Origin of the sequence: Lentzea sp. NPDC051208 (assembly GCF_040682435.1) — a bacterium.
Taxonomy (GTDB): Bacteria; Actinomycetota; Actinomycetes; order Mycobacteriales; family Pseudonocardiaceae; genus Lentzea; species Lentzea kristufekii.
The window spans coordinates 162,699-181,483 of record NZ_JBFBAW010000006.1; the positions used below are offsets into that span (position 1 = coordinate 162,699).

Here is an 18,785-nt window from a genome sequence, read left to right on the forward strand (position 1 = left end):
AGGAGCACGATGTAACGGTTGGGCAACGAGGCAGAGGAGGCGCCCGGTGCGGGCTACGACGATCTACGGCACCCGAGACATCCGAGTCGAGGAGGTGCCGGACGCGGCCGTCCAGGAGGCTACCGACGTCGTCGTCCGGGTCGAGCTCGCGTGCATCTGCGGCAGCGACCTGTGGGCCTACCGAGGCGTGGCCAAGCGCGCGGACGGGCAGCGGATCGGGCACGAGTTCCTCGGCATCGTCGAGGAGGTCGGCAGCGAGGTCCGCAGCGTCCAGGTCGGCGACCGGGTCATCGCGCCGTTCGTGTGGAGCGACGGCACGTGCGCGTACTGCCAGGCCGGACTGCAGACGTCCTGCCTCAACGGCGGTTTCTGGGGCGGCAAGGGCAGCGACGGCGGTCAGGGCGAGGCCGTGCGCGTGCCGCAGGCCGACGGCACGCTGGTCCGGGTTCCCGCGGACGCGCCGGCGGCGTTGCTGCCCGCGTTCCTGAGCCTGAGCGACGTCATGGGCACCGGTCACCACGCCGCCATCGGCGCGGGCGTCGGTCCCGGCAGCACGGTCGCGGTCGTCGGTGACGGCGCGGTCGGCCTGTGCGGTGTGCTCGCGGCCAAGCGGCTCGGCGCCGAGCGGATCATCGCGATGGGCCGCCACGAGGACCGGGCCAAGATCGCGAGGCTCTTCGGTGCCACGGACCAGGTCGCCGAACGCGGTGAGGCCGCGGTCGAGCGGATCAAGGAGATGACCGGCGGCCTCGGCGCGGCCGCGGTGCTGGAGTGCGTCGGCACCGAGCAGTCGTGGGAGACCGCGATGGGCATCGTGCGCGACGGCGGCCGGATCGGCTACGTCGGTGTGCCGCACGAGATGCCGGGGCTGCCGCTGGGCAAGCTGTTCGGCCGCAACATCGCCATCGGCGGCGGTATCGCGCCCGTGCGGGCGTACCTGCCGGAACTGCTGGCCGACGTGCTCGCCGGGCGGATCGACCCCGGTCCCGTCTTCGACCGGACGGTCTCGCTCGACGACGTCGCGCTGGGCTACCAGGCGATGGACGAGCGGACCGCCCTCAAGGTCATCGTGCAGCCGTCGTGAGCACGTAGTCCTCGGCGCGCACGCGCTTGGTCCGCATCCAGTACCGCCAGGTGAAACCCGGCCACACGGTGCGGTTCACGCCCTGCGCGTCGAGGTACCAGCTCTTGCAGCCACCCTGGGTCCACACGCCCTTGGTGAGCTTCCGCTGGAGCTCCTCGTTGAACTCCTGCTGGGCCTCCACCCGCACGTCCAGCTCCTCCGCGCGGTGTTTTTCGAGGAGCTGGAGGCACTGCGAGATGTACCGGATCTGCGACTCGATCATGAACACGACCGAGTTGTGCCCGAGTCCGGTGTTGGGGCCCAGCAGGAAGAACAGGTTGGGAAAGCCCGAGACCGTGATGCCGTAGTAGGTCTCGATGCCCTCCTGGCGCCACTGCTTCGCGAGGTCGACGCCGCCCTTGCCCTGGATGTCCAGGTAGTCGAACGAGTCGACGACGTGGAACCCGGTGCCGTAGATGATGACGTCGACCTCGTGCTCGACGCCCGCACTGTCCACAATGGACTTCTCGCGCACCTCGGAGACCTTGTCCGTCACCAGGTCGACGTTCGGGTTGCCCAGCGCGGGGTAGAAGTCGTTGGAGATCAGCACGCGCTTGCAGCCCATGGTGTAGTCGGGCTTCAGCTTCTTGCGCAACGCCGGGTCCGGCACCTGCTTCTTCATGTGCCGCAACGCGATGCCCTGCGCGAACTGCATGATCTTCGGGTTGACCGCGAAGCCCAGCGCCGACGACTCGCGCGTCCAGTACACGAAGTTGCGGTAGGCCCGTTGCGTGAAGGGCAAGGCGCGGAACAGCTTCTGCTCCCAGCCGTTGATCTCGCGGTCGGCCTTCGGCATGATCCACGGCGGCGTGCGCTGGAAGATCTTCATCGACGCGACCTGGCCGGCGATCTTCGGCACGAACTGGATCGCGGACGCGCCCGTGCCGATGACGGCGACGCGCTTGCCCGTCAGGTCGTAGTCGTGGTCCCACTGCGCTGAGTGGAACGCCTTGCCGCTGAAGTTCTCGATGCCCGGCAGCTCCGGGACGTTCGGGATGTGCAACGCGCCGACGCCCGCGACCAGGGCCTGCGCCGTGTAGGTGTCGCCCTGCTCGGTCGTGACGTTCCAGCGCTTGGCCTCGTCGTCCCACTGCGCGCCGGAGACCTTGGTGTTGAAGCGGATGTGCGGCCGCAGCCGGTACTTCTCGGCGACGCGCTGCAGGTAGTCGAAGATCTCGCCCTGGCGCGCGAACATCCGCGACCACCTGGGGTTCATCTCGAACGAGAACGAGTACATGTGCGACGGCACGTCACACGCGCAGCCCGGGTAGGAGTTGTCCCGCCAGGTGCCGCCGAGGTCGTCCGCCTTCTCCAGCACCACGAAGTCGTGCTCACCACGGCGCTTCAGCTCGATGGCCATGCCGAGGCCGGAGAAGCCGGTGCCGATGACGAGCACTTTCGTCTCTCGGTGCATGGGGAAGTCCCTCCGCTCGCGGTAGCTACTTCGCAGTAGGTTACCCCGAGTAAGTTACGAGCGGTAGACTCCATTTGTGACAGCTCCACGGCGCCGCATGCCCAAGGCCCAGCGCATGGCCCAGATGCTCGCCGTCGCTGAGGAGATCTTCGCCGAGCAGGGCTATCTCGCCACCTCGATGGACGAGATCGCCGAACGCGTGGGCGTCTCGAAGCCGATGCTCTACGAGTACTTCGGCTCGAAGGAAGGCCTGCTCATCGGTTGCATCCACCGTGCGCGCACAGAGCTGCGGGAGAAGACGGCGGCGGCGATCGCGGGTGCCGCGAGCCCGGAGGAGTTCCTGCGGCTAGGTCTGCTCGCGTTCTTCGAGTTCATCGACGAGCACCGCAGGTCGTGGGCGTTGCTGCGGCAGGAGGCGGCCGTGGCCGTGCCGTCGGCGCAGGAAGAGGTGGAAGGCATCCGTCAGCAGCAGACGGACATGATCGGGGCCGTGCTGGCGTCGTTCACGCCGGAGATCGACCCGCTGGAGGCGGAGGCGTTCGCCGAGATCGTCGTCGGCGCGACGGAACGGCTCGCGGTGTGGATGGAGCGCAGGCCCTCGGTGGGGCCCGCGCTCGCAACCGACTACGTGATGGCCGTGATCTGGCCGGGTGTCGCGGACCGGCTGGTGCCGGTCAGCTCGCTGCCTTCACCCGCTCAGCCCGCATAGCGCTGACCGAGGGCAGGTCCAGCGGCGCGGGCTTCACACCCGTCGCCCACTCGATCAGCAGGTCCGCGATCTGCGGGTTGCGCGGCAGCACCGGGCCGTGCAGGTAGGTGCACAGGATCCGGCCCTGGACGGCGCCCTCGACGCTGCCGTCGTTGCCGGTGCCGACCTTGACGTGCGCGAGCGGCCGGGCGGCCGGGCCGAGGACGGTGCGGCCCTGGTGGTTCTCGAACCCGGTCAGCACGCCCTCGAAGAGGCCGCCGGCGGGCTCGGCGATGACCTCGCCGATCGCGCGGCTGCCGCCGGCGTGCGAGGTCGAGTCGATCAGGCCCATGCCGGGGTGCGTGATGTTGTCGGCACGGGTGAAGCTCTCACCGAAGATCTGGATGCCGGCGCACACGCCCAGCACCACGGCGTTCTTCGTGACGGCGCGCTGCAGGCCGGGGTGCTCGCGCAGGTGCTTGACCGCCAGCGTCTGCGCGGTGTCCTCACCTCCGCCGACGACGTAGATGTCGCACGAGTCCGGCACCGGCTGGCCGTAGTTGATCGGCACGATCTCGGCTTTGATGCCGCGCCACGTCATGCGCTTTTCGAGGACCACGGCGTTGCCGAAGTCGCCGTACGTGCCGAGGAGATCCGGCAGCACGAGCGCGATCTGGATTGTCGACTCACTCATCAGCGGCAGCCCTGGCATTCAAGTCGCGGAACGCGGTGTAGTTGGCGATGACCTCGACCGCCCCCTGCGGCATCTGGTCGATGGCCTTCAGCGGGTCGGGCACGATCGTGTGCTGGACCTCGGCGTAGGTCAGGCGGACGGCGAGATCGGTCGCCCGTTCGCCTGACGCGATGACCGTGCGGCCCTGGAGGCGCTCGAACGGGACGTCCCACAGCCAGCTCAGGTCGCGGCCGTCGGCCTCCTGGGCGTTGATCACCAGGACGGCCGGGTGGTTGGCCTCCTTGACGACCGTGAGGGTCTCGCTCCAGCCCGCCGGGTTCTTGCTGAGCAACAGGCGCGCGCTGCGGCCGCCCCGCTGGATCGTGCGGTAGCGGCCGCTCACGTTGGAGACGCCGCGCAGACGACGCACCGCCTCCTCGGCGGTGACGCCCATCGCGTGGGCGGCGGCGGACGCCATGACGGCGTTGGCCTGGTTGAACTTGCCCGGCAGCGTGAGGCGCAGCTCGAGCTTCTGGTGCTCCGGCGTGATCATCGCTTCGTCGGCGGTGATCCAGTTCGGGTGCGGGCGCGCGAGGTCGCAGCCCGTGCAGTGCCAGTGCTCGCCCTGCCAGCGGATCGGGTTGCCGCAGCGCGGGCAGCTCGCCGAGTCGTGGTGCCAGCCGGTGCCGGTGGCGACCCAGACGACCTTCGGCGCGTTCCAGGCCGCGCTCGTCACCATCACGTCGTCGCAGTTCGCGATGATCGTGCAGTTCTGCAGCTTGTTGACGGCGTCGCGCAGCGACCGCTCGATGGTGCGGACCTCGCCGACCCGGTCGAGCTGGTCACGCGAGAGGTTCAGGATCACCGCGACGGACGGGTTGCTGGCGCCCGCGACGGCCGGGAAGTAGGCCTCGTCGCACTCCAGCACGGCGTACGGCGCGTCCGGCTGCTTCGAGAGCGCCGTGACGTGGCCGTCGGGCATGTTGGCGCCGCTGTGGTTCGTGGCGACCTCGCCGAGCGCGCCCACGGCTCGCGCCAGCATCATCGTGCTGGTGGTCTTGCCGTTGGTGCCCGTCACGACGGCGACCCTGCGGCCCTGGGTGAGGCGGTTGAGCGCCTGCGGGTCGAGCTTCAGCGCAACCCGGCCGCCGATCATGCCGCCGGCGCCGAGACCCATCTTCTGGGACAGCGTGGAGCTCAGGTTGCCCAGCTTCACGGCGGCTGCGGTGCGCAGGGGGAGGCGGGCGGGGGAATCGTTCACCCCGGCGATGCTACCGGCGAAGCTGTTCGGCCCTTTCGGACGGCCGCCAGCGTTGGTGTGAACGGGGTTCGGTACGACTAGCGGCTCAGTGTCCGCAGGATGCGGATGAGTTCCACCGTCGGAAGCTGGCACAGCTGCGCCATGTTCTCCAGGGCGGGCAGGTCCAGGTGCACGTCGGGTGAGGCACCTGGCGGCAGCGCGTGCAGCCGTCCGGCCGCCCACCGTTTGAGTGGCAGGACGCGGGGGTTGTCGGTCGCGGCGATCGAGGTGAGGTTCAGCGTCAGATGTCCGGCGGGGGTGTCGCCGAAGAAGCGTTCGTGCACGCGGGCGAGGACTTCGTGCGCCGGGACGTCGAGCGCGTGACAAATCTCCACGAGACGCACGACGGAGCACTGCCGGGTGCCGAGCTCGTAGGTCGCCAGAGTCTGCAGCGAGATCTCGGTCTGCAGCCGCTTGTTGAGCTCCTTGCGGGTCCATCCGCGCTGCTTGCGAAGGCTGCGGATCTCATCACCGAGCACGCGCTGGTACGCCACTGTGTCGATTTGGCCGTTCGCAGTTTGCACCCTGGTCCTCCACCCCGTGAGCGGGTCTCACGGTGATGGAAGGCCCCAGTGCTTCGCCGCTTACGCAACTTGCTAGGAGAACCCCCGAATGGGGGATACATCTCTACTCTGAGTATCAGTTCACGCAGCGCACGCCGTCCGCGGAGATGGGCGCAGGGGCCGACGGGTCAGCCGGTTGCTGACGCGCACCGTCCAGGGCGAGTACTCCGGAACCGGCGAAACCCTGCGCGCCCGGACCCGCGTAGTCCGATCCGAGGAAGACCCGGACGGCGCCGGCCGGCACGTTCACGTCCTGTTCGACCTTCAGCCCGCCGAGAGCCTCCTGGACCGCGTCCGCGCCCGTCTCGCCACCCTTGCCGTAGCGGACGACCGACTTCGCCATGGCCTCGGCGTTGCCCGTCTGGCCGCCCGTGAAGCCCTTCGCGACGAGCGACTGGAGCACCGTGCCCGCGAGGCCGGGCTGACCGGAGGCGTTGCGGACGTCGACGGTCACCGAGGCCTTGTCGAACTTCGGGTCGGCCGGGCTCGACGACGCCGGTGCCTTGCCGAGGTTCTTGACGAACGCCCGCACCTCGGACTCGATCACCTCGACCGCCGAGCCGTCCTCCGGCGTCTGCAGGTCGGGGTTGCCGGTGGGGATCGTCTGGAACGTCATGTTGCCGCCCGTCATGTCCTTCATCTGCAGGGCGAACTTGGTGATGTCCCAGCCTTCGTCGAGCACGATCGCGCCGCTGACGGCCTTGATCATGTCGTTGCGCTTGGAGCTGTCGGTGAGCACGCCCGCGGACAGCATCTTCTTGGCGAGGCCCGCCATGAAGACCTGCTGGCGCACGACGCGGTCGAGGTCGCCCAGCGGCAGGCCGTGGCGCTGGCGGACGAACGCGAGCGCGTTCTTGCCCTCGATGGTCTGCGGGCCCGCGGGGAAGTTCGCGCCGGAGAAGCTGTCGCGCACCTTGTTGTTGAGGCAGACGTCGATGCCGCCGATGGCCTTGGTGATGTCGTAGAAGCCGACCAGGTTGACCTCGGCGTAGTGGTCGATCGTCGTGCCGGTCAGGGTCTGGATGGTCTCGATGAGGTTCTTCGCGCCCGCCTTGCGCGACTCCATCTCGACCTCGGGCTCGGGCTTGCCGCTGCCCTTCAGCTTCTCGGCGGCCTGGTTCTTGGCGAAGCCGTAGGCGGAGTTGATCTTGTGTCGCCCGAACCCGCCCGCGATCTTCACGTAGGAGTCGCGCGGGAACGACACGGCGTAGGCCTTGCCGCTGTCGTTCGGGATGTGCAGCAGGATCAGCGTGTCGGTGTTGAAGCCGCCGTCGTCGGTGCCGCCCGCCTGCAGTTCGTTGAGGATGTTCTGCGGCAGCGGGTTGCCCTTGGAGTCGGTGCGGCTGTCCATGCCGACCAGCAGGATGTCGATCGCCCCGTCGGCGGGCTTCTCGCCCGCGTCGGCCAGGTTCAGGTCCTGCTTGGTCAGGCCGTCCGTCAGCGACGTCAGGTTCTGCCACGCGATGCCGGTGACCAGCAGGATCGTCGCGGACACCATGCTGATGAAGATCTTGGCGCCGGTGGACGCGCCGCGCTCGGCCTTGCTCGGCCGGCGGGCCGGTGCGGGCTTCGGCCTCGGCCGGGGCGCGGGTGCGGCGGCCTCCGCCTTCGCGGGCGTGGTGCGGACCGTGGGGCGGTCGGCGATCGGGCGCGGCGCGGACGACGACGCGCGGTCCGGTTCGCGGCCGCGCGCGGGCACCCGGCGCGGGGGTTCGCGGCGGGGCGGTTCACTTCGGCCGGCCGGCTCACGACGGGGCGGCTCGGCGCGGCTCGGTGGCTCGCGACGAGGCGGCTCGACACGCTTCGGAGGCTCCCGACGTGGGGGTTCGGCTCCTCCGGGTTGCCTGCGCGGCGGCTCGGCGGCGCGTGGCGGCACCTGCGGGCGGTGGGGTTGGCCCGTCTGGGGACGCGGGGTGGCGGAAGGTCGCCTGGGATTCCCGTTGGGGTCTCCCAGCCGCGGCGGCCGGTTGTCCACACCCACTCCTCTCAGCACATTCGGGTACACCAAGTAGACGTGCGGGGCCGCCACTCGGTTGTGCACAGCGTGGCACAGTGGCGGAGACCACCCGATCAAGGCCCCTTGACCAGGGGTTTTATCGGTTTCGTAGACTCGTCGCCGTGTTGACGATGCAGGACGCGCTGCTCGCGCTGACCAAGTACTGGACCGACCGAGGCTGCATCGTGGTGCAGCCGTTCAACACCGAGGTCGGGGCGGGAACGCTGAACCCGGCCACCGTGCTGCGGGTGCTGGGTCCCGAGCCGTGGCGCGTCGCCTACGTGGAGCCGTCCGTGCGGCCCGACGACGCCCGTTACGGCGAGAACCCGAACCGGCTGCAGACGCACACCCAGTTCCAGGTGATCCTCAAGCCCGATCCGGGCGACCCCCAGGAGCTCTACCTCGGTTCGCTGGAGGCGCTGGGCATCGACGTGCGCGGGCACGACGTCCGGTTCGTCGAGGACAACTGGGCCTCGCCCGCCCTGGGCGCCTGGGGCCTCGGCTGGGAGGTCTGGCTCGACGGCCTGGAGATCACCCAGTTCACGTACTTCCAGCAGGCCGGCGGCATGACGCTGGACCCGGTGTCGGTGGAGATCACCTACGGCATCGAGCGGATCATGATGGCGCTGCAGGGCGTCGACCACTTCAAGAAGATCGCCTACGCGCCCGGCATCTCCTACGGCGAGGCGTTCGGCCAGGCCGAGTACGAGATGTCGCGGTACTACCTCGACGACGCGGACGTGGAGGCGAACAAGCGCCTCTTCGAGGAGTTCGCGGCCGAGGCCCGGCGCATGCTCGACGCCCGCCTGCCCGTTCCGGCGCACAGCTTCGTGCTGAAGTGCTCGCACATCTTCAACGTGCTGGACGCGCGGGGCTCGATCTCCACGACCGAGCGCGCCCGTGCGTTCGGCCGGATGCGCGGACTGGCGCGCGAGGTCGCCGCTCTGTGGGCCGAGCGCCGGTCCGAGCTCGGGCACCCGCTCGGTGTGGCCGAGCTCCCCGCCGCCGCCGAGAAGCCGTCGTCCTTCGCGGACGTCGTCGCGCCGGCCACGCTGCTGTTCGAGATCGGCACCGAGGAACTGCCGCCGCACGAGGTGACCCGGACCGTCGACGCGGTGCGCGCCGCGGTGACCACGAAGCTGGCAGCGACCCGGTTGTCCTGCGGCGAGGTGACCGTGCACGGCACGCCGCGCCGGATCGTCGTGCTGGTGCCCGCGGTGTCGCCGCGCGAGCCGGACGCGGAACGCACCGTGCGCGGTCCTCGCGTCTCCGCCGCCTTCGACGGCGAGGGCAACCCGACGAAGGCCGTGCAGGGCTTCGCGCGTGGCCAGGGCGTCGAGGTGTCGGCGCTGGGGCGCGTGGTCGAGAACGGCGTGGAGTTCGTGGCGCTGACCAAGTCCGATGCCGGCCGCGGCGCCGTCGAGGTGCTGAGCGGGCTGCTGGCCGAGGTCGTCTCGGACCTGCGTGCCGAGAAGAACATGAAGTGGAACGACCCGAAGCTGTCGTTCACCAGGCCGATCCGCTGGCTGCTCGCGCTGCTGGGCCAGACCCCGGTGCCGGTCGCGGTGTCGTCGCTCGCCTCGGGTACCTCGACGCGCGTGCACCGCACGGCCGACACCCCGGTCGTCGAGGTGTCCACAGCGGACGGTTACCTGGAGTTCCTGGAGTCGCACGGCATCCAGGCCGACTCGTCGGCGCGCTCCGCCTCGATCGTCGCCGCGGCGCAGGAGCTGGCGGCCTCGGTCGGCGGTGTCGTCGAGGTCGACGGCCTGCTGGACGAGGTGACGAACCTCGTCGAGTGGCCGACGCCGATCCTCGGCTCGTTCGAGGAGCGGTACCTGGAGCTGCCCGGGCAGATCCTCACCACCGTGATGCGCAAGCACCAGCGCTACCTGCCGGTGCGGTCGGCCGACGGCACGCTGCTGCCGCACTTCGTGGCCGTGGCGAACGGTGCCGTGGACGCGGACCTGGTGCGGGCGGGCAACGAGGCCGTGCTGCGCGCGCGGTACGAGGACGCGGCGTTCTTCTGGCGTGCGGACCTCAAGACGCCGCTGGACGAGATGAAGTCCGGCCTCGCGAAGCTGACGTTCGCGGACAAGCTCGGCTCGATGGCCGACCGCGCGGCGCGGATCGCCGCGCTGGCCGGCCGGTTCGCTTCGGTGGTCGACGTCGACCGCGAGACGCTGGACCGCGCGGGCGCGTTGGCCAAGTTCGACCTCGGCTCGCAGATGGTGATCGAGCTGTCGTCGCTGGCCGGCGTGATGGCGCGGGAGTACGCGGCACGCGCGGGGGAGACGCCCGAGGTCGCCCTGGCGCTGTGGGAGATGGAACTCCCGCGCTCGGCCGGCGACGCGCTGCCGTCGTCGGTGCCGGGTGCGCTGCTGTCGCTGGCGGACCGCTTCGACCTGCTGGCGGGCCTGTTCGGCATCGGCGCGCAGCCGACCGGTTCGTCCGACCCGTTCGGCCTGCGCCGCGCGGCTCTCGGCGCGGTGACCGTGCTGCGGGCGTTCCCGGACCTGCGGGAGATCACGCTGCCGGTGGCGCTTTCCCTTGCCGCTGAAGGACTCGACGTTTCCGCGGAGGCGTTGGAGACCGCACGGGAGTTCGCGGTGCGCCGGTACGAGCAGGCGCTGCTCGACGCCGGGCACGAGCACCGTTTCGTGCAGGCGGTGCTGCCTTTGGCCGACTCGCCGGTGCTGGCCGACGAGACGTTGACCGAGCTGGAGTCGTTGGCGGGCAACGAGTCGTTCGACGCGTTGGCTGCGGCTCTGCAGCGGGTGCGGCGGATCGTGCCCGCCGCCGTCGAGGGCTCTTACGACGCTTCGGTGTTGTCGGAGCCCGCCGAGGTGGCTCTGCACAAGGCGTTCGACGGGGTGCCGCGGGACGTCGTCGGGCTGGCGGCGTTCTTCGCTGCCGCCGAGGAGCTGACCGGGCCGATCAACACGTTCTTCGACGAGGTGCTCGTGATGGCCGAGGACGAGAAGGTGAAGGCCGCGCGGCTCGGGCTGCTGGCTTCGATCCGGGACTTCGCGGCGCCGGTGCTGGACTGGACCCAGCTGTAGGACGACGAGGAGGAAGGGGCGTCCCGCGTTGCGTGGACGCCCCGTTCTTCGTCCGAGTGGCTACTTGATCTCGAAGCTCTGGCCGTAGACCTTCCACTTCAGCGGTGTGTTCAGGTCGAAGTTGCCGGCCTTGAGCCACACGCGCTGTGCGGTGTCGACGCGGGTGGTGTCCTCGTGCGCGGGCTCCTGCTTCATGGTCCACACGCGGGCGTCCATGAAGGCGTTGAGCCACGTGGTCTCGTTGCCGCCCTGCGACGGGGGCTTCGCCTTGGCCAGCGCGCGTTTGCGGATGCCGGAGAAGTCCAGGCTGCCCCAGCCGTCGCCGTGCATGACGATCGCGTCGTAGTAGGCGAACTGGCCCAGTGCGCGCACGCCGTCGGCCTTGGCCTGGCGCACGGCCGGGTTGAAGTACACGCGGTCGCGTTCGGACTCCTGCGCCGCCTTGAAGACGGAGTCTTTGGCCGCTGTCTTCCAGTCCCTGGTGTAGTCGGGATCCAGGCCGGCGTGCGAGTCGGTGCCGTTCACCCTGCGCAGTGCGGGAAGGTACTTCTCCAGCACGTTGCCGGGTTTGCGCTGCTTGTACAGCTCGACGAGGTCGAGCATGTCTCCCGTGCCGCTGCAGAAGCCGATGATGCCGGCGGTGTAGCCGCGGCCGTCGTCGATGTCCTCGATGTAGCCGAACTGGGCGCGCCAGTTCGTGGACGAGTTCTCCGCGCTGGACACGATCTGCATCGCGATGTCCTTCATGCGCGGGTCGTTCAGGTCAGCGGCCTGAGCGGTGCCCGTCGTCGCGGTGGCGAGCGCGACGCAGGTCAGAACTGCGGCCGCGATGCGGCTTGAGATCTTCACGCGTTCCTCCCGGGGTGTCCCGGGCGGCGGTGCGGCAACGGTAAGGGGTCCGGACCTTCTTCGGCAAGAGTGTTTACGAATTTGCGAAGGCGGAGGACATGGCGAGGGCCCGGCTCACGAGCCGGGCCCCACCTGTCATCAGCCGTTCTCGGCGGCGCACCTCTGGTCGTTCGGACGCTGTCCGCCGAGCAGGTACTCGGTGACCTCGTCGTTGGCGCACTTGTTCTTGCCGAAGACGTAGGCGCCGTGCCCGCTCTGGTCGATCGTGATCATCGCCGCCCTGTTGCCGAACGCGCGGCGCGTCGTCCGGGCGCCGGCCAGCGGCGTCGCGGGGTCGCGCTCGTTCTGCACCAGCAGCACGTTGCGCGGGCCCCGGTCGGACGGCAGAACCTGCTTCTCCACCGGCTTCGGGAAGAAGGCGCACGGCTGGATGTTCGCCGCGGCCGCGCCGAACATCGGGTTGCGGACGCGGTCGATCGCCACGTTGCGCTCGTACGTGCCGACCGACGACGGCCAGGCGGAGTCACCGCAGATCACGTTCAGGCGACCTGCCAGCAGGGCCTGGACGCGCGGGACCTCCGGGAACTCCTGCGGCGGCTGCGGCTGGCCGGTGTCGAAGGCCTTCCAGGAGGCGGCGAGCTTCGAGAAGGCCCTGTCACCGGTGTCGTAGAGGGCCGTGAAGGTGATGAAGCGGAACAGCCTGCCGTCGTAGCCCTCCACCGAGGGCGTCTTGTCGAGCCTCGCGGCCAGCTCGAAGAACTTGGCGCGCACCTGCTGCGGCGTCGTGCCCAGGTCGTGCTCGGGGTGCGCCGCCGCCCACTTCGCGAAGTCCGGGAACGTGTCCTCGACGCCGCGGCCCATCAGCCGGCCGCCCTCGACGTCCCAGCCGCCCTTCGGCAGGTTGCTGTCGATCACGACGCGCTCGGCGGTCTTCGGGAACAGCGTGGCGTACACCGAACCCAGGTACGAGCCGTAGGAGTACCCGAGGAACGAGGCCTTCTTCTCGCCCAGCGCCGCGCGGACCGAGTCCAGGTCACGCGCGATGTTCGCGGTCGTGTTGTACGGCAGTTCGCCGGCCGAGGACGACTTGAGGCACTGCTCGGCGATCTTCTTGACCTCCTCGGCGCGCTGGCGCACCTCGGCGGAGTTGTTGGCGTACGGAGGCACGCTGCCGTCAGCCATCTGCTCCTCGGTGAGGTCGCATGTGGACGGTGAGCTGTAGCCGATGCCACGCGGGTCCATGCCGATGATGTCGTACGCGTCCTGCACGTCCTGGGGCAGTCCGACCGCCTTCAGCACGGCCGGGAACGTCAGGCCCTCGCTCGGCCCGCCGGGATTGGTCAGCAGGATCCCCTTGCGCTTCGCGGGGTTCTTGCTGGCCAGCCGGGTGATCATCACCTCGGTCCTGCGGCCTTCCGGCTTGCGGTAGTCGAGCGGCAGCCGGAGCTTTCCGCACTCCAGACCGGGCAGCGCCACGTCGGCGGGACAGGCGACCCACTGCACCTCGGGCTTCGGCGTGGCGGCGGTCGACACCCCCGGCATCGCCACCAGCCCTGCGGCGGCGGTCACGACCGCGGCCAGCGACAACGTTTTTCGCATTAGCAAATCCTCCCCGACGACGTGCCCCCTCGGGCGCGCCAGAACCAATGGAATGTCAGCCGCCCATGCGGACGAGCACGTCCAGCTGGGCCTTGTTGTAGAGCTCGACCAAGACCTTCACGACCGTCCGCCGCGCGTGCTCCGCACCTCGCGGGGCGTCGCTCCACAGACCGGCCGGATCCGGGAACACGGCGCGGATCTGAGCCATGTACGGCATCTCGCGCATGGCGTCCGCCACCCGCTGCCGGGTCTCCTCGTCCGCGTCCTCCGGCAGGTTGTCGAACGCCACCACCGCCGGATCCCGCGAGTAGCCCTTCAGCGTCTCGGCGTACCTGGCCAGCGTCTCCGGCGAGAGCAGCTGGGCCAGCACGACGGTGAACGATCGGTCCTGCGGAGACAGGTTCGCGTTCTCGATCATCACCGCGACGTCGGGCGGCAGGTCGGTCGGCACCTCCTGGCGCCGGACCAGTGCCAGCTCGGCCCTGATCCGTTGCAGGCGTTCGATCTGCGCGGCCAGTTCGGTGTCGAGCTCCCGCAACGCCTCGCGCGGATGCTCGTCCCCGTCACCCAGTTCCGCGATCTGCGTGAGCGACAACCCGAGATCGGTGAGGCGCTTGATCCTCAGCACCCGCACGAGATGGGGCACGCCGTAGCTCTTGTAGCCGTTGGCGCGGCGTTCCGGCTCGGCGAGCAGGCCCACGTCGTGGTAGTGCCGGATCGTGCGCAACGTCGTGCCGGCGAGATCGGCCAGTTGACTGGTGCTCCACGCCACGACGTGCTCCTCTCCGGTTGCTGACGGGCCCCAGTTGAAACCATGCCGCTACGGCACGGTCAAGGCAGACCGGAACGTTCAGACGAAGGTTGGGGAGGGAGTCCACTTTCGTCGCACGCAAAAGGCCCCCGGCAAGACACCGGGGGCCTTTTGTTGCGTTACAAGGACTTACAGGAACTGACCACCACGGGTGACAGCGCCGTAGGCGTCCACGATGCCGTGACCGTAGAAGCCGTTGAACTTCGCGTCACCCTCGCAGGTGGCGTCGAACTCGGGCGAGCGCCCCACGTTGACGTACGACACGGTGCGCGGGTTCGGGCAGGCGCGCTGCGTCGCGGTCTTCAGCAGGACCTTCTCGACCTTGTCGGGGTCGAGGGTCAGGCCCGGGTTCTTCTTGTCCTTCTTGCCGTACTGGCTGACGATCAGCGCGGCGACACCAGCGGCGTGCGGGGCGGCCATCGAGGTGCCCTGCAGGTACTGGTAGTAGCCGACCTTGTCGCCCTGCACGGCCTTCTTCACGCCGAGGTTCACGCCATCGGGAGTGACGTTGCCGGCCTCGTCGATGTTGCCCTCGGCGACACCGACGTTGCGCGGGTAGGTCGACAGGATCATGTTCTCGTTGGTGCGGAACCACGGCGTGCCGAAGAAGTCGCGGAAGTAGCCACCGGGAGCCGAGACCGAGGTCTGCTCGAGACCGTAGTTCGAGTAGTCGGCCTTGTTCGTCGACGGGCCGAGCGACGACACCGAGATGACGTGGTTGCCCTCAGTCGGGAGGTTGAGGCACGTCGCGTTGTCGACCGGACGCGTGCGGTTGTGGCCCGGCGGATAGTTCGGGCTCACGATGTCCTGGCGCGGCTTGCCCAGGTCCTCGTGGTTGTTGCCACCGGCACCGATCAGCGTGACGCCCTTGCGGTGCGCGTAGTTCAGCGCGCGCTGCACGGTCGCGATGATCGTGCGCTGCTCCAGCTGCTCCTCGGCGGAGGCCGTGGGGTCGTTGAGGCAGTTCATGTACCACGGGTCGACGTAGAACGACATGTTGATGACGTCCAGGCCGATGTCGGCGCCGTAGGTGATGGCGTCGACGACGGGCTGCAGGAAGAACGAGCCCGCGTCCTGGCCGCCGCGGATGTTGACGAGCGACACGCCCGGTGCGACACCGGAGATGCCGAAACCGTTGGCAGCGGCGCCGATGGTGCCGGCGACGTGCGTGCCGTGGCCGCCGTCGTCCCAGTTCGCCGGGTCGACACAACCGCGGAACTCACACGGGCCGTCGAAGACGCCACCGTCGGAGTCGTTGGGGATGTCGATCGTGAAGTTGCGCGAGAGCTCGTTGTTGAAGTTCGGCGCGATGTCCGGGTGGGAACCGTCCACACCGGTGTCGAGAACACCGACGTACACGCGCTTGTCGCCGGCCTGCTTGGCCCGCGCGATGTTGGAGCGAACGAGGTTCAGGCCCCACAGGTCCCCGTCGAGCGGGTCCATGCCGGCCGTCGAGCCCGACTGCGCGGGCGCCTTGTTCGGCTTCTCGGTCTTGTTCTCCTTCTCGACGTTGTCCCGCTTGGCCTTCTCGGCCTTCGCCGCGGGCGCGTGCCCGATCGGCTTGGTCCGAGCGGCACCGACGATCGCGCTCGAAGCGGAAACCTTCTCCGCGAAGCCGTTCGCGGGCGCCTTGACCGTCAGCAGGCCGACGGCGTCATTGCTCCGCACGACCTCGCCGCCCGCCGCTTCCACGGCGTCGATCGCGAAGTCGCGGTTTCCGGGTTCTTCCAGAAGGACGGTGTACTCCGTGGTCGGCCCTGTGGTGGCCGGAGCGGCCCCCGCCGCCGAAGTGCCCGCGGCGATCAGCGACACCGTTGCCGCCACCGCCATCACGGTTCTGCGCGTTCTCACCTAGCTGTCTCCTCACACCCGGTCAGGGCTGGATCCAACAACATGGTGCGGCCCCCGATTGCCGCCCAAGTTGGACACACTGACACGAAAATGCGCTGCGCATCAGCGCCTTTCGTACGGAATCGAACTGTAGCCGACCGGAAGCGGAGCGTGATGTTATGAGAAGAAATCTTGACTTAACAAGATTCAAGGGATGAACTTCGCGATTATGCGAAGACGGGTAATGGCATCGTCGGCGTGCCTGCTCTTTCTCCTCTCAGCCTGTGGTGACGCAGGTCAGGGGTCTCCGACGCTGCCTACGCGTGGTCCCAAACCAATCGTCGGGGTAATCCTTCCCGACCGAACGACATCCACGCGTTGGGAAGAGCAGGATCGCCCCCTGCTCACACAGGCGTTCAACTATGCGGACATCGAGCCGTTCATGGAGAACGCCGAGGGTGACGAGGCGAAGTTCGCGCAGATCGCCGACGAGATGATCCGCCGCAAGGTGAAGGTCATGATGATCACCCCGTTGTCGGCGGCGGGCGGTCTCGCGGTGCAGAAGAAGGCGAAAGCGGCGGGCATCCCGGTCATCGACTACGACCGCGTGACGCTCGGCGGCCAGGCGGAGTACCACGTCGGTTTCGACAGCGTGAACGTCGGCCAGCTGCAGGGCGACGGCCTGCTGGGCTGCCTCGGCGACAAGCCGGGTGCCCAGATCATCGAGATCCAGGGTGCTCCGACCGACCACAACGCGACGCTCTTCGCCCAGGGCCAGAAGTCGCGGCTGTCCTCGAAGTACGACAGCGGCGCGCTCAAGCTCGTGAAGTCGCAACCGGTCGCAGACTGGAACAACGACCTCGGCGGGCAGCTGTTCGAGCAGATCCTGAACGAGAACGGCGGCAAGGTCGACGGCGTGGTCGCGGCCAACGACGGCCTGGCCGGCGCGGTCATCGCCGTGCTCAAGAAGAAGAACCTCAGGGTCCCGGTCACCGGCCAGGACGCCACTGTGGACGGTCTGCGGGCCGTGCTCGGGGGCGACCAGTGCGTCACCGTCTACAAGCCGGTGCGCGACGAGGCCGAGGCCGCCGCCAGGCTGGCGATCGCGATCGCCCGCGGCGACCTGGAGGGTGCCGACGACCTCGCCACCGGCAACCTGCGGGATCCCGTCGCGCGGCGCGACGTCAAGTCGGTGCTGCTCGGTGCGACGCTGATCAAGAAGGACAACGTGCGGACGCTGGTCACGGAGGGCATCGTCAAGCCGGCGGAGTTGTGCGCCGGTGCGCTCGCCCAGGTCTGCGCCCAGCAGGACATCCTCGGAGGCTAGAGACCCGTCACGGCCTGTCTTGATCAGGCAGGTCGTGACGCCCCGAGATGAACTCCTGCACGGCGATCTTCGCCTTGATGATCGGCTGCCGGATCCTGGCCTCCCGGCGGTACGCGCGGCTCAGCTTGCGCGAGCCCTCCAGGTAGCGCCAGCGTGCCCACGGTGAGCCGGGCCGTGCCAGCCGCACGGCGCCCACTGCGGGCACCACCGGCACGAGCAGGCCGAGCAGGCCGGTCCAGATCTTGCCCTTGAGCAGCGCCACGATCGCGAAGCACAGGTTCACGGAGATGATGATCAGCCGGAGCGTGAACGTGGACGCGGGCGTCGTCTCCGGGTTGAGCTGCAGCACCTCGTCGTAGCCGAACGGTCGTGCGCCGAGCAGGAACGTCCCGGTGAGACCGACGGCGAGGAACACCGCGTCCACGGACAGCCGGCCCGCCTTCGTCCAGTACACGTCCCGCAGGTGCAGGATCAGCGCGAACTCGTCCAGCACCAGCGCCGCGCCCACCCCGAGGCCGGCCGCCGCGGCCAGTCTGGCGCCGTGCAGGTCGTCGGGGATGACGAGGCCCGTGACGCTGGACAGGAGCAGCAGCACGGTGCCGAACACGACGTGATGCACGTGCGTGTCGCCGTGCACGATGTTTCCCGGCCACCAGCGGACCTTTGCCCTGATCATGCGCACGCTGATGCGGATGAACACGAAAGTGGTCACCAAACCGATGAAGAAGAAGAGCAGTCGTTCACTGCCGGTCAAGCCACGGCCCCCTGGGTCAAGGACCCTCCAGGTTACCGGCCTTCAGGCATGTTCATGTTCTTCACGGTGCCGATCTGGAACACAGTGCCGTGGACGTCTCCGACCAGCTTGTTGGAGATCTTCGTGTGGCCCTTGCCACGGTCCTTCCTGGCAGCCTCGGCGGGGGCGCGGCCGAGGTGCTTTCCGGCCAGCGCAGCGAGTCCGGCGGAGATCCGGGGTGCGACGGTGACCTTGATCGACATCGCCGTCAGCTCCGACACGAGCACCTCCGCGAACTCATTTGGCCTCTCACGGTAGCAGCGAAATCGATGTCTCGACTGAGGGCGGGGAGCCGTGGTTGACTGTCTGCGGTCGTACGTTTCGTGTTCGTGGATCGCCCCGCTCGCGGAACGAGGTTGCGAGCGAGCGGGTTCTCCAGGTTCCGGAGAAGACGCCGCCGTGACTTGACCCGGTGGTCGCGAGCGCGATCCGGCACCTGTTAGAGGAGAAGTAGCAAGATGGCAGTACAGGGCACCGTCAAGTGGTTCAACGCGGAGAAGGGCTTCGGCTTCATCTCCCCTGACAACGGTGGCGCCGACGTGTTCGTCCACTACTCCGAGATCCAGATGAACGGCTACAAGGCTCTCGAGGAGAACCAGCGGGTCGAGTTCGAGATCGGTCAGGGCCAGAAGGGCCCGCAGGCCCAGGGCGTTCGCGCCGTCTGAGTCTGACTGGTCAGCACATCTGATCTAGACAAGCCGCCTGTCCACTATTGGACAAGCGGCTTTGTCGTATCTTGTGCCCGATTCATCGCGCT

Annotated in this window: 16 protein-coding genes; 5 read left to right on the forward strand and 11 right to left on the reverse strand. The window is 68.7% G+C overall.

From position 1 onward, the window contains the following. Nucleotides 1-46 precede the first annotated feature (46 nt). Nucleotides 47-1,084, forward strand: a complete 1,038-nt coding sequence (locus AB0M48_RS16295; protein ID WP_363841864.1) for a zinc-dependent alcohol dehydrogenase family protein — start codon at nucleotides 47-49, stop codon at nucleotides 1,082-1,084. On the opposite strand, the gene AB0M48_RS16300 is transcribed toward AB0M48_RS16295, so the two are convergent. Continuing rightward, entirely contained in the window at nucleotides 1,065-2,537 is a 1,473-nt protein-coding gene (locus AB0M48_RS16300; protein ID WP_363841867.1) for an NAD(P)/FAD-dependent oxidoreductase, read from the reverse strand. The two genes, AB0M48_RS16295 and AB0M48_RS16300, sit on opposite strands and share 20 nt — an antisense overlap. 115 nt (nucleotides 2,538-2,652) lie before the next feature. Here AB0M48_RS16300 and AB0M48_RS16305 point away from each other — a divergent pair, with 115 nt between their 5' ends. Then, on the forward strand, nucleotides 2,653-3,246 hold the full coding sequence (locus AB0M48_RS16305) for a TetR/AcrR family transcriptional regulator (protein WP_363842708.1): 594 nt from the start codon (nucleotides 2,653-2,655) through the stop codon (nucleotides 3,244-3,246). On the opposite strand, the gene AB0M48_RS16310 is transcribed toward AB0M48_RS16305, so the two are convergent. From AB0M48_RS16310 to AB0M48_RS16325, 4 genes are all read right to left on the reverse strand, one after another. Then, complete coding sequence (locus tag AB0M48_RS16310; RefSeq protein ID WP_363841870.1) at nucleotides 3,212-3,919, reverse strand: glutamine amidotransferase; 708 nt, start codon at nucleotides 3,917-3,919, stop codon at nucleotides 3,212-3,214. The two genes, AB0M48_RS16305 and AB0M48_RS16310, sit on opposite strands and share 35 nt — an antisense overlap. Continuing rightward, entirely contained in the window at nucleotides 3,912-5,159 is a 1,248-nt protein-coding gene (locus AB0M48_RS16315; protein WP_363841873.1) for a MurT ligase domain-containing protein, read from the reverse strand. The genes AB0M48_RS16310 and AB0M48_RS16315 overlap by 8 nt, the downstream gene beginning before the upstream one ends. Before the next feature lie 77 nt (nucleotides 5,160-5,236). Continuing rightward, nucleotides 5,237-5,701, reverse strand: coding sequence for a helix-turn-helix transcriptional regulator (locus AB0M48_RS16320; protein ID WP_363842711.1), 465 nt, complete (start codon nucleotides 5,699-5,701; stop codon nucleotides 5,237-5,239). A 136-nt stretch (nucleotides 5,702-5,837) separates the two neighbouring features. Next, nucleotides 5,838-7,460, reverse strand: a complete 1,623-nt coding sequence (locus AB0M48_RS16325; RefSeq protein ID WP_363841876.1) for an LCP family protein — start codon at nucleotides 7,458-7,460, stop codon at nucleotides 5,838-5,840. Between the two features lie 428 nt (nucleotides 7,461-7,888). Here AB0M48_RS16325 and AB0M48_RS16330 point away from each other — a divergent pair, with 428 nt between their 5' ends. Then, the gene (locus AB0M48_RS16330) at nucleotides 7,889-10,819 is read left to right on the forward strand and encodes a glycine--tRNA ligase (protein ID WP_363842714.1); all 2,931 of its coding nucleotides are present in this window, start codon (nucleotides 7,889-7,891) and stop codon (nucleotides 10,817-10,819) included. A 60-nt stretch (nucleotides 10,820-10,879) separates the two neighbouring features. On the opposite strand, the gene AB0M48_RS16335 is transcribed toward AB0M48_RS16330, so the two are convergent. From AB0M48_RS16335 to AB0M48_RS16350, 4 genes are all read right to left on the reverse strand, one after another. Further along, nucleotides 10,880-11,668, reverse strand: a complete 789-nt coding sequence (locus tag AB0M48_RS16335; protein ID WP_363841879.1) for a chitosanase — start codon at nucleotides 11,666-11,668, stop codon at nucleotides 10,880-10,882. Between the two features lie 138 nt (nucleotides 11,669-11,806). Next, complete coding sequence (locus tag AB0M48_RS16340; protein ID WP_363841882.1) at nucleotides 11,807-13,267, reverse strand: alpha/beta hydrolase; 1,461 nt, start codon at nucleotides 13,265-13,267, stop codon at nucleotides 11,807-11,809. 55 nt (nucleotides 13,268-13,322) lie between these two features. Then, nucleotides 13,323-14,039, reverse strand: coding sequence for a MerR family transcriptional regulator (locus AB0M48_RS16345; RefSeq protein WP_363841885.1), 717 nt, complete (start codon nucleotides 14,037-14,039; stop codon nucleotides 13,323-13,325). A 168-nt stretch (nucleotides 14,040-14,207) separates the two neighbouring features. After that, nucleotides 14,208-15,908: a S8 family serine peptidase gene (locus tag AB0M48_RS16350; RefSeq protein WP_363842716.1), complete on the reverse strand. Its 1,701-nt coding sequence runs from the start codon at nucleotides 15,906-15,908 to the stop codon at nucleotides 14,208-14,210. A 244-nt stretch (nucleotides 15,909-16,152) separates the two neighbouring features. Here AB0M48_RS16350 and AB0M48_RS16355 point away from each other — a divergent pair, with 244 nt between their 5' ends. Beyond that, nucleotides 16,153-17,235, forward strand: coding sequence for a substrate-binding domain-containing protein (locus AB0M48_RS16355; RefSeq protein ID WP_363841888.1), 1,083 nt, complete (start codon nucleotides 16,153-16,155; stop codon nucleotides 17,233-17,235). Nucleotides 17,236-17,242: 7 nt separating this feature from the next. Here AB0M48_RS16355 and AB0M48_RS16360 read toward each other — a convergent pair whose 3' ends face one another. Further along, nucleotides 17,243-17,947: a hypothetical protein gene (locus AB0M48_RS16360; RefSeq protein WP_363841891.1), complete on the reverse strand. Its 705-nt coding sequence runs from the start codon at nucleotides 17,945-17,947 to the stop codon at nucleotides 17,243-17,245. Between the two features lie 74 nt (nucleotides 17,948-18,021). Further along, the gene (locus AB0M48_RS16365; RefSeq protein WP_363841893.1) at nucleotides 18,022-18,249 is read right to left on the reverse strand and encodes a hypothetical protein; all 228 of its coding nucleotides are present in this window, start codon (nucleotides 18,247-18,249) and stop codon (nucleotides 18,022-18,024) included. A 237-nt stretch (nucleotides 18,250-18,486) separates the two neighbouring features. Here AB0M48_RS16365 and AB0M48_RS16370 point away from each other — a divergent pair, with 237 nt between their 5' ends. Continuing rightward, entirely contained in the window at nucleotides 18,487-18,693 is a 207-nt protein-coding gene (locus tag AB0M48_RS16370) for a cold-shock protein (RefSeq protein WP_030468404.1), read from the forward strand. Nucleotides 18,694-18,785 lie beyond the last annotated feature (92 nt).

Coding starts and splice junctions, on each gene's coding strand:
- AB0M48_RS16330 (WP_363842714.1), top strand. CDS start 7,889: ATGCAGGACGCGCTGCTCGCGCTGACCAAGTACTGGACCGACCGAGGC.
- AB0M48_RS16300 (WP_363841867.1), bottom strand. CDS start 2,537: ATGCACCGAGAGACGAAAGTGCTCGTCATCGGCACCGGCTTCTCCGGC.
- AB0M48_RS16310 (WP_363841870.1), bottom strand. CDS start 3,919: ATGAGTGAGTCGACAATCCAGATCGCGCTCGTGCTGCCGGATCTCCTC.
- AB0M48_RS16350 (WP_363842716.1), bottom strand. CDS start 15,908: ATGGCGGTGGCGGCAACGGTGTCGCTGATCGCCGCGGGCACTTCGGCG.
- AB0M48_RS16305 (WP_363842708.1), top strand. CDS start 2,653: ATGGCCCAGATGCTCGCCGTCGCTGAGGAGATCTTCGCCGAGCAGGGC.
- AB0M48_RS16370 (WP_030468404.1), top strand. CDS start 18,487: ATGGCAGTACAGGGCACCGTCAAGTGGTTCAACGCGGAGAAGGGCTTC.
- AB0M48_RS16355 (WP_363841888.1), top strand. CDS start 16,153: ATGGCATCGTCGGCGTGCCTGCTCTTTCTCCTCTCAGCCTGTGGTGAC.
- AB0M48_RS16340 (WP_363841882.1), bottom strand. CDS start 13,267: ATGCGAAAAACGTTGTCGCTGGCCGCGGTCGTGACCGCCGCCGCAGGG.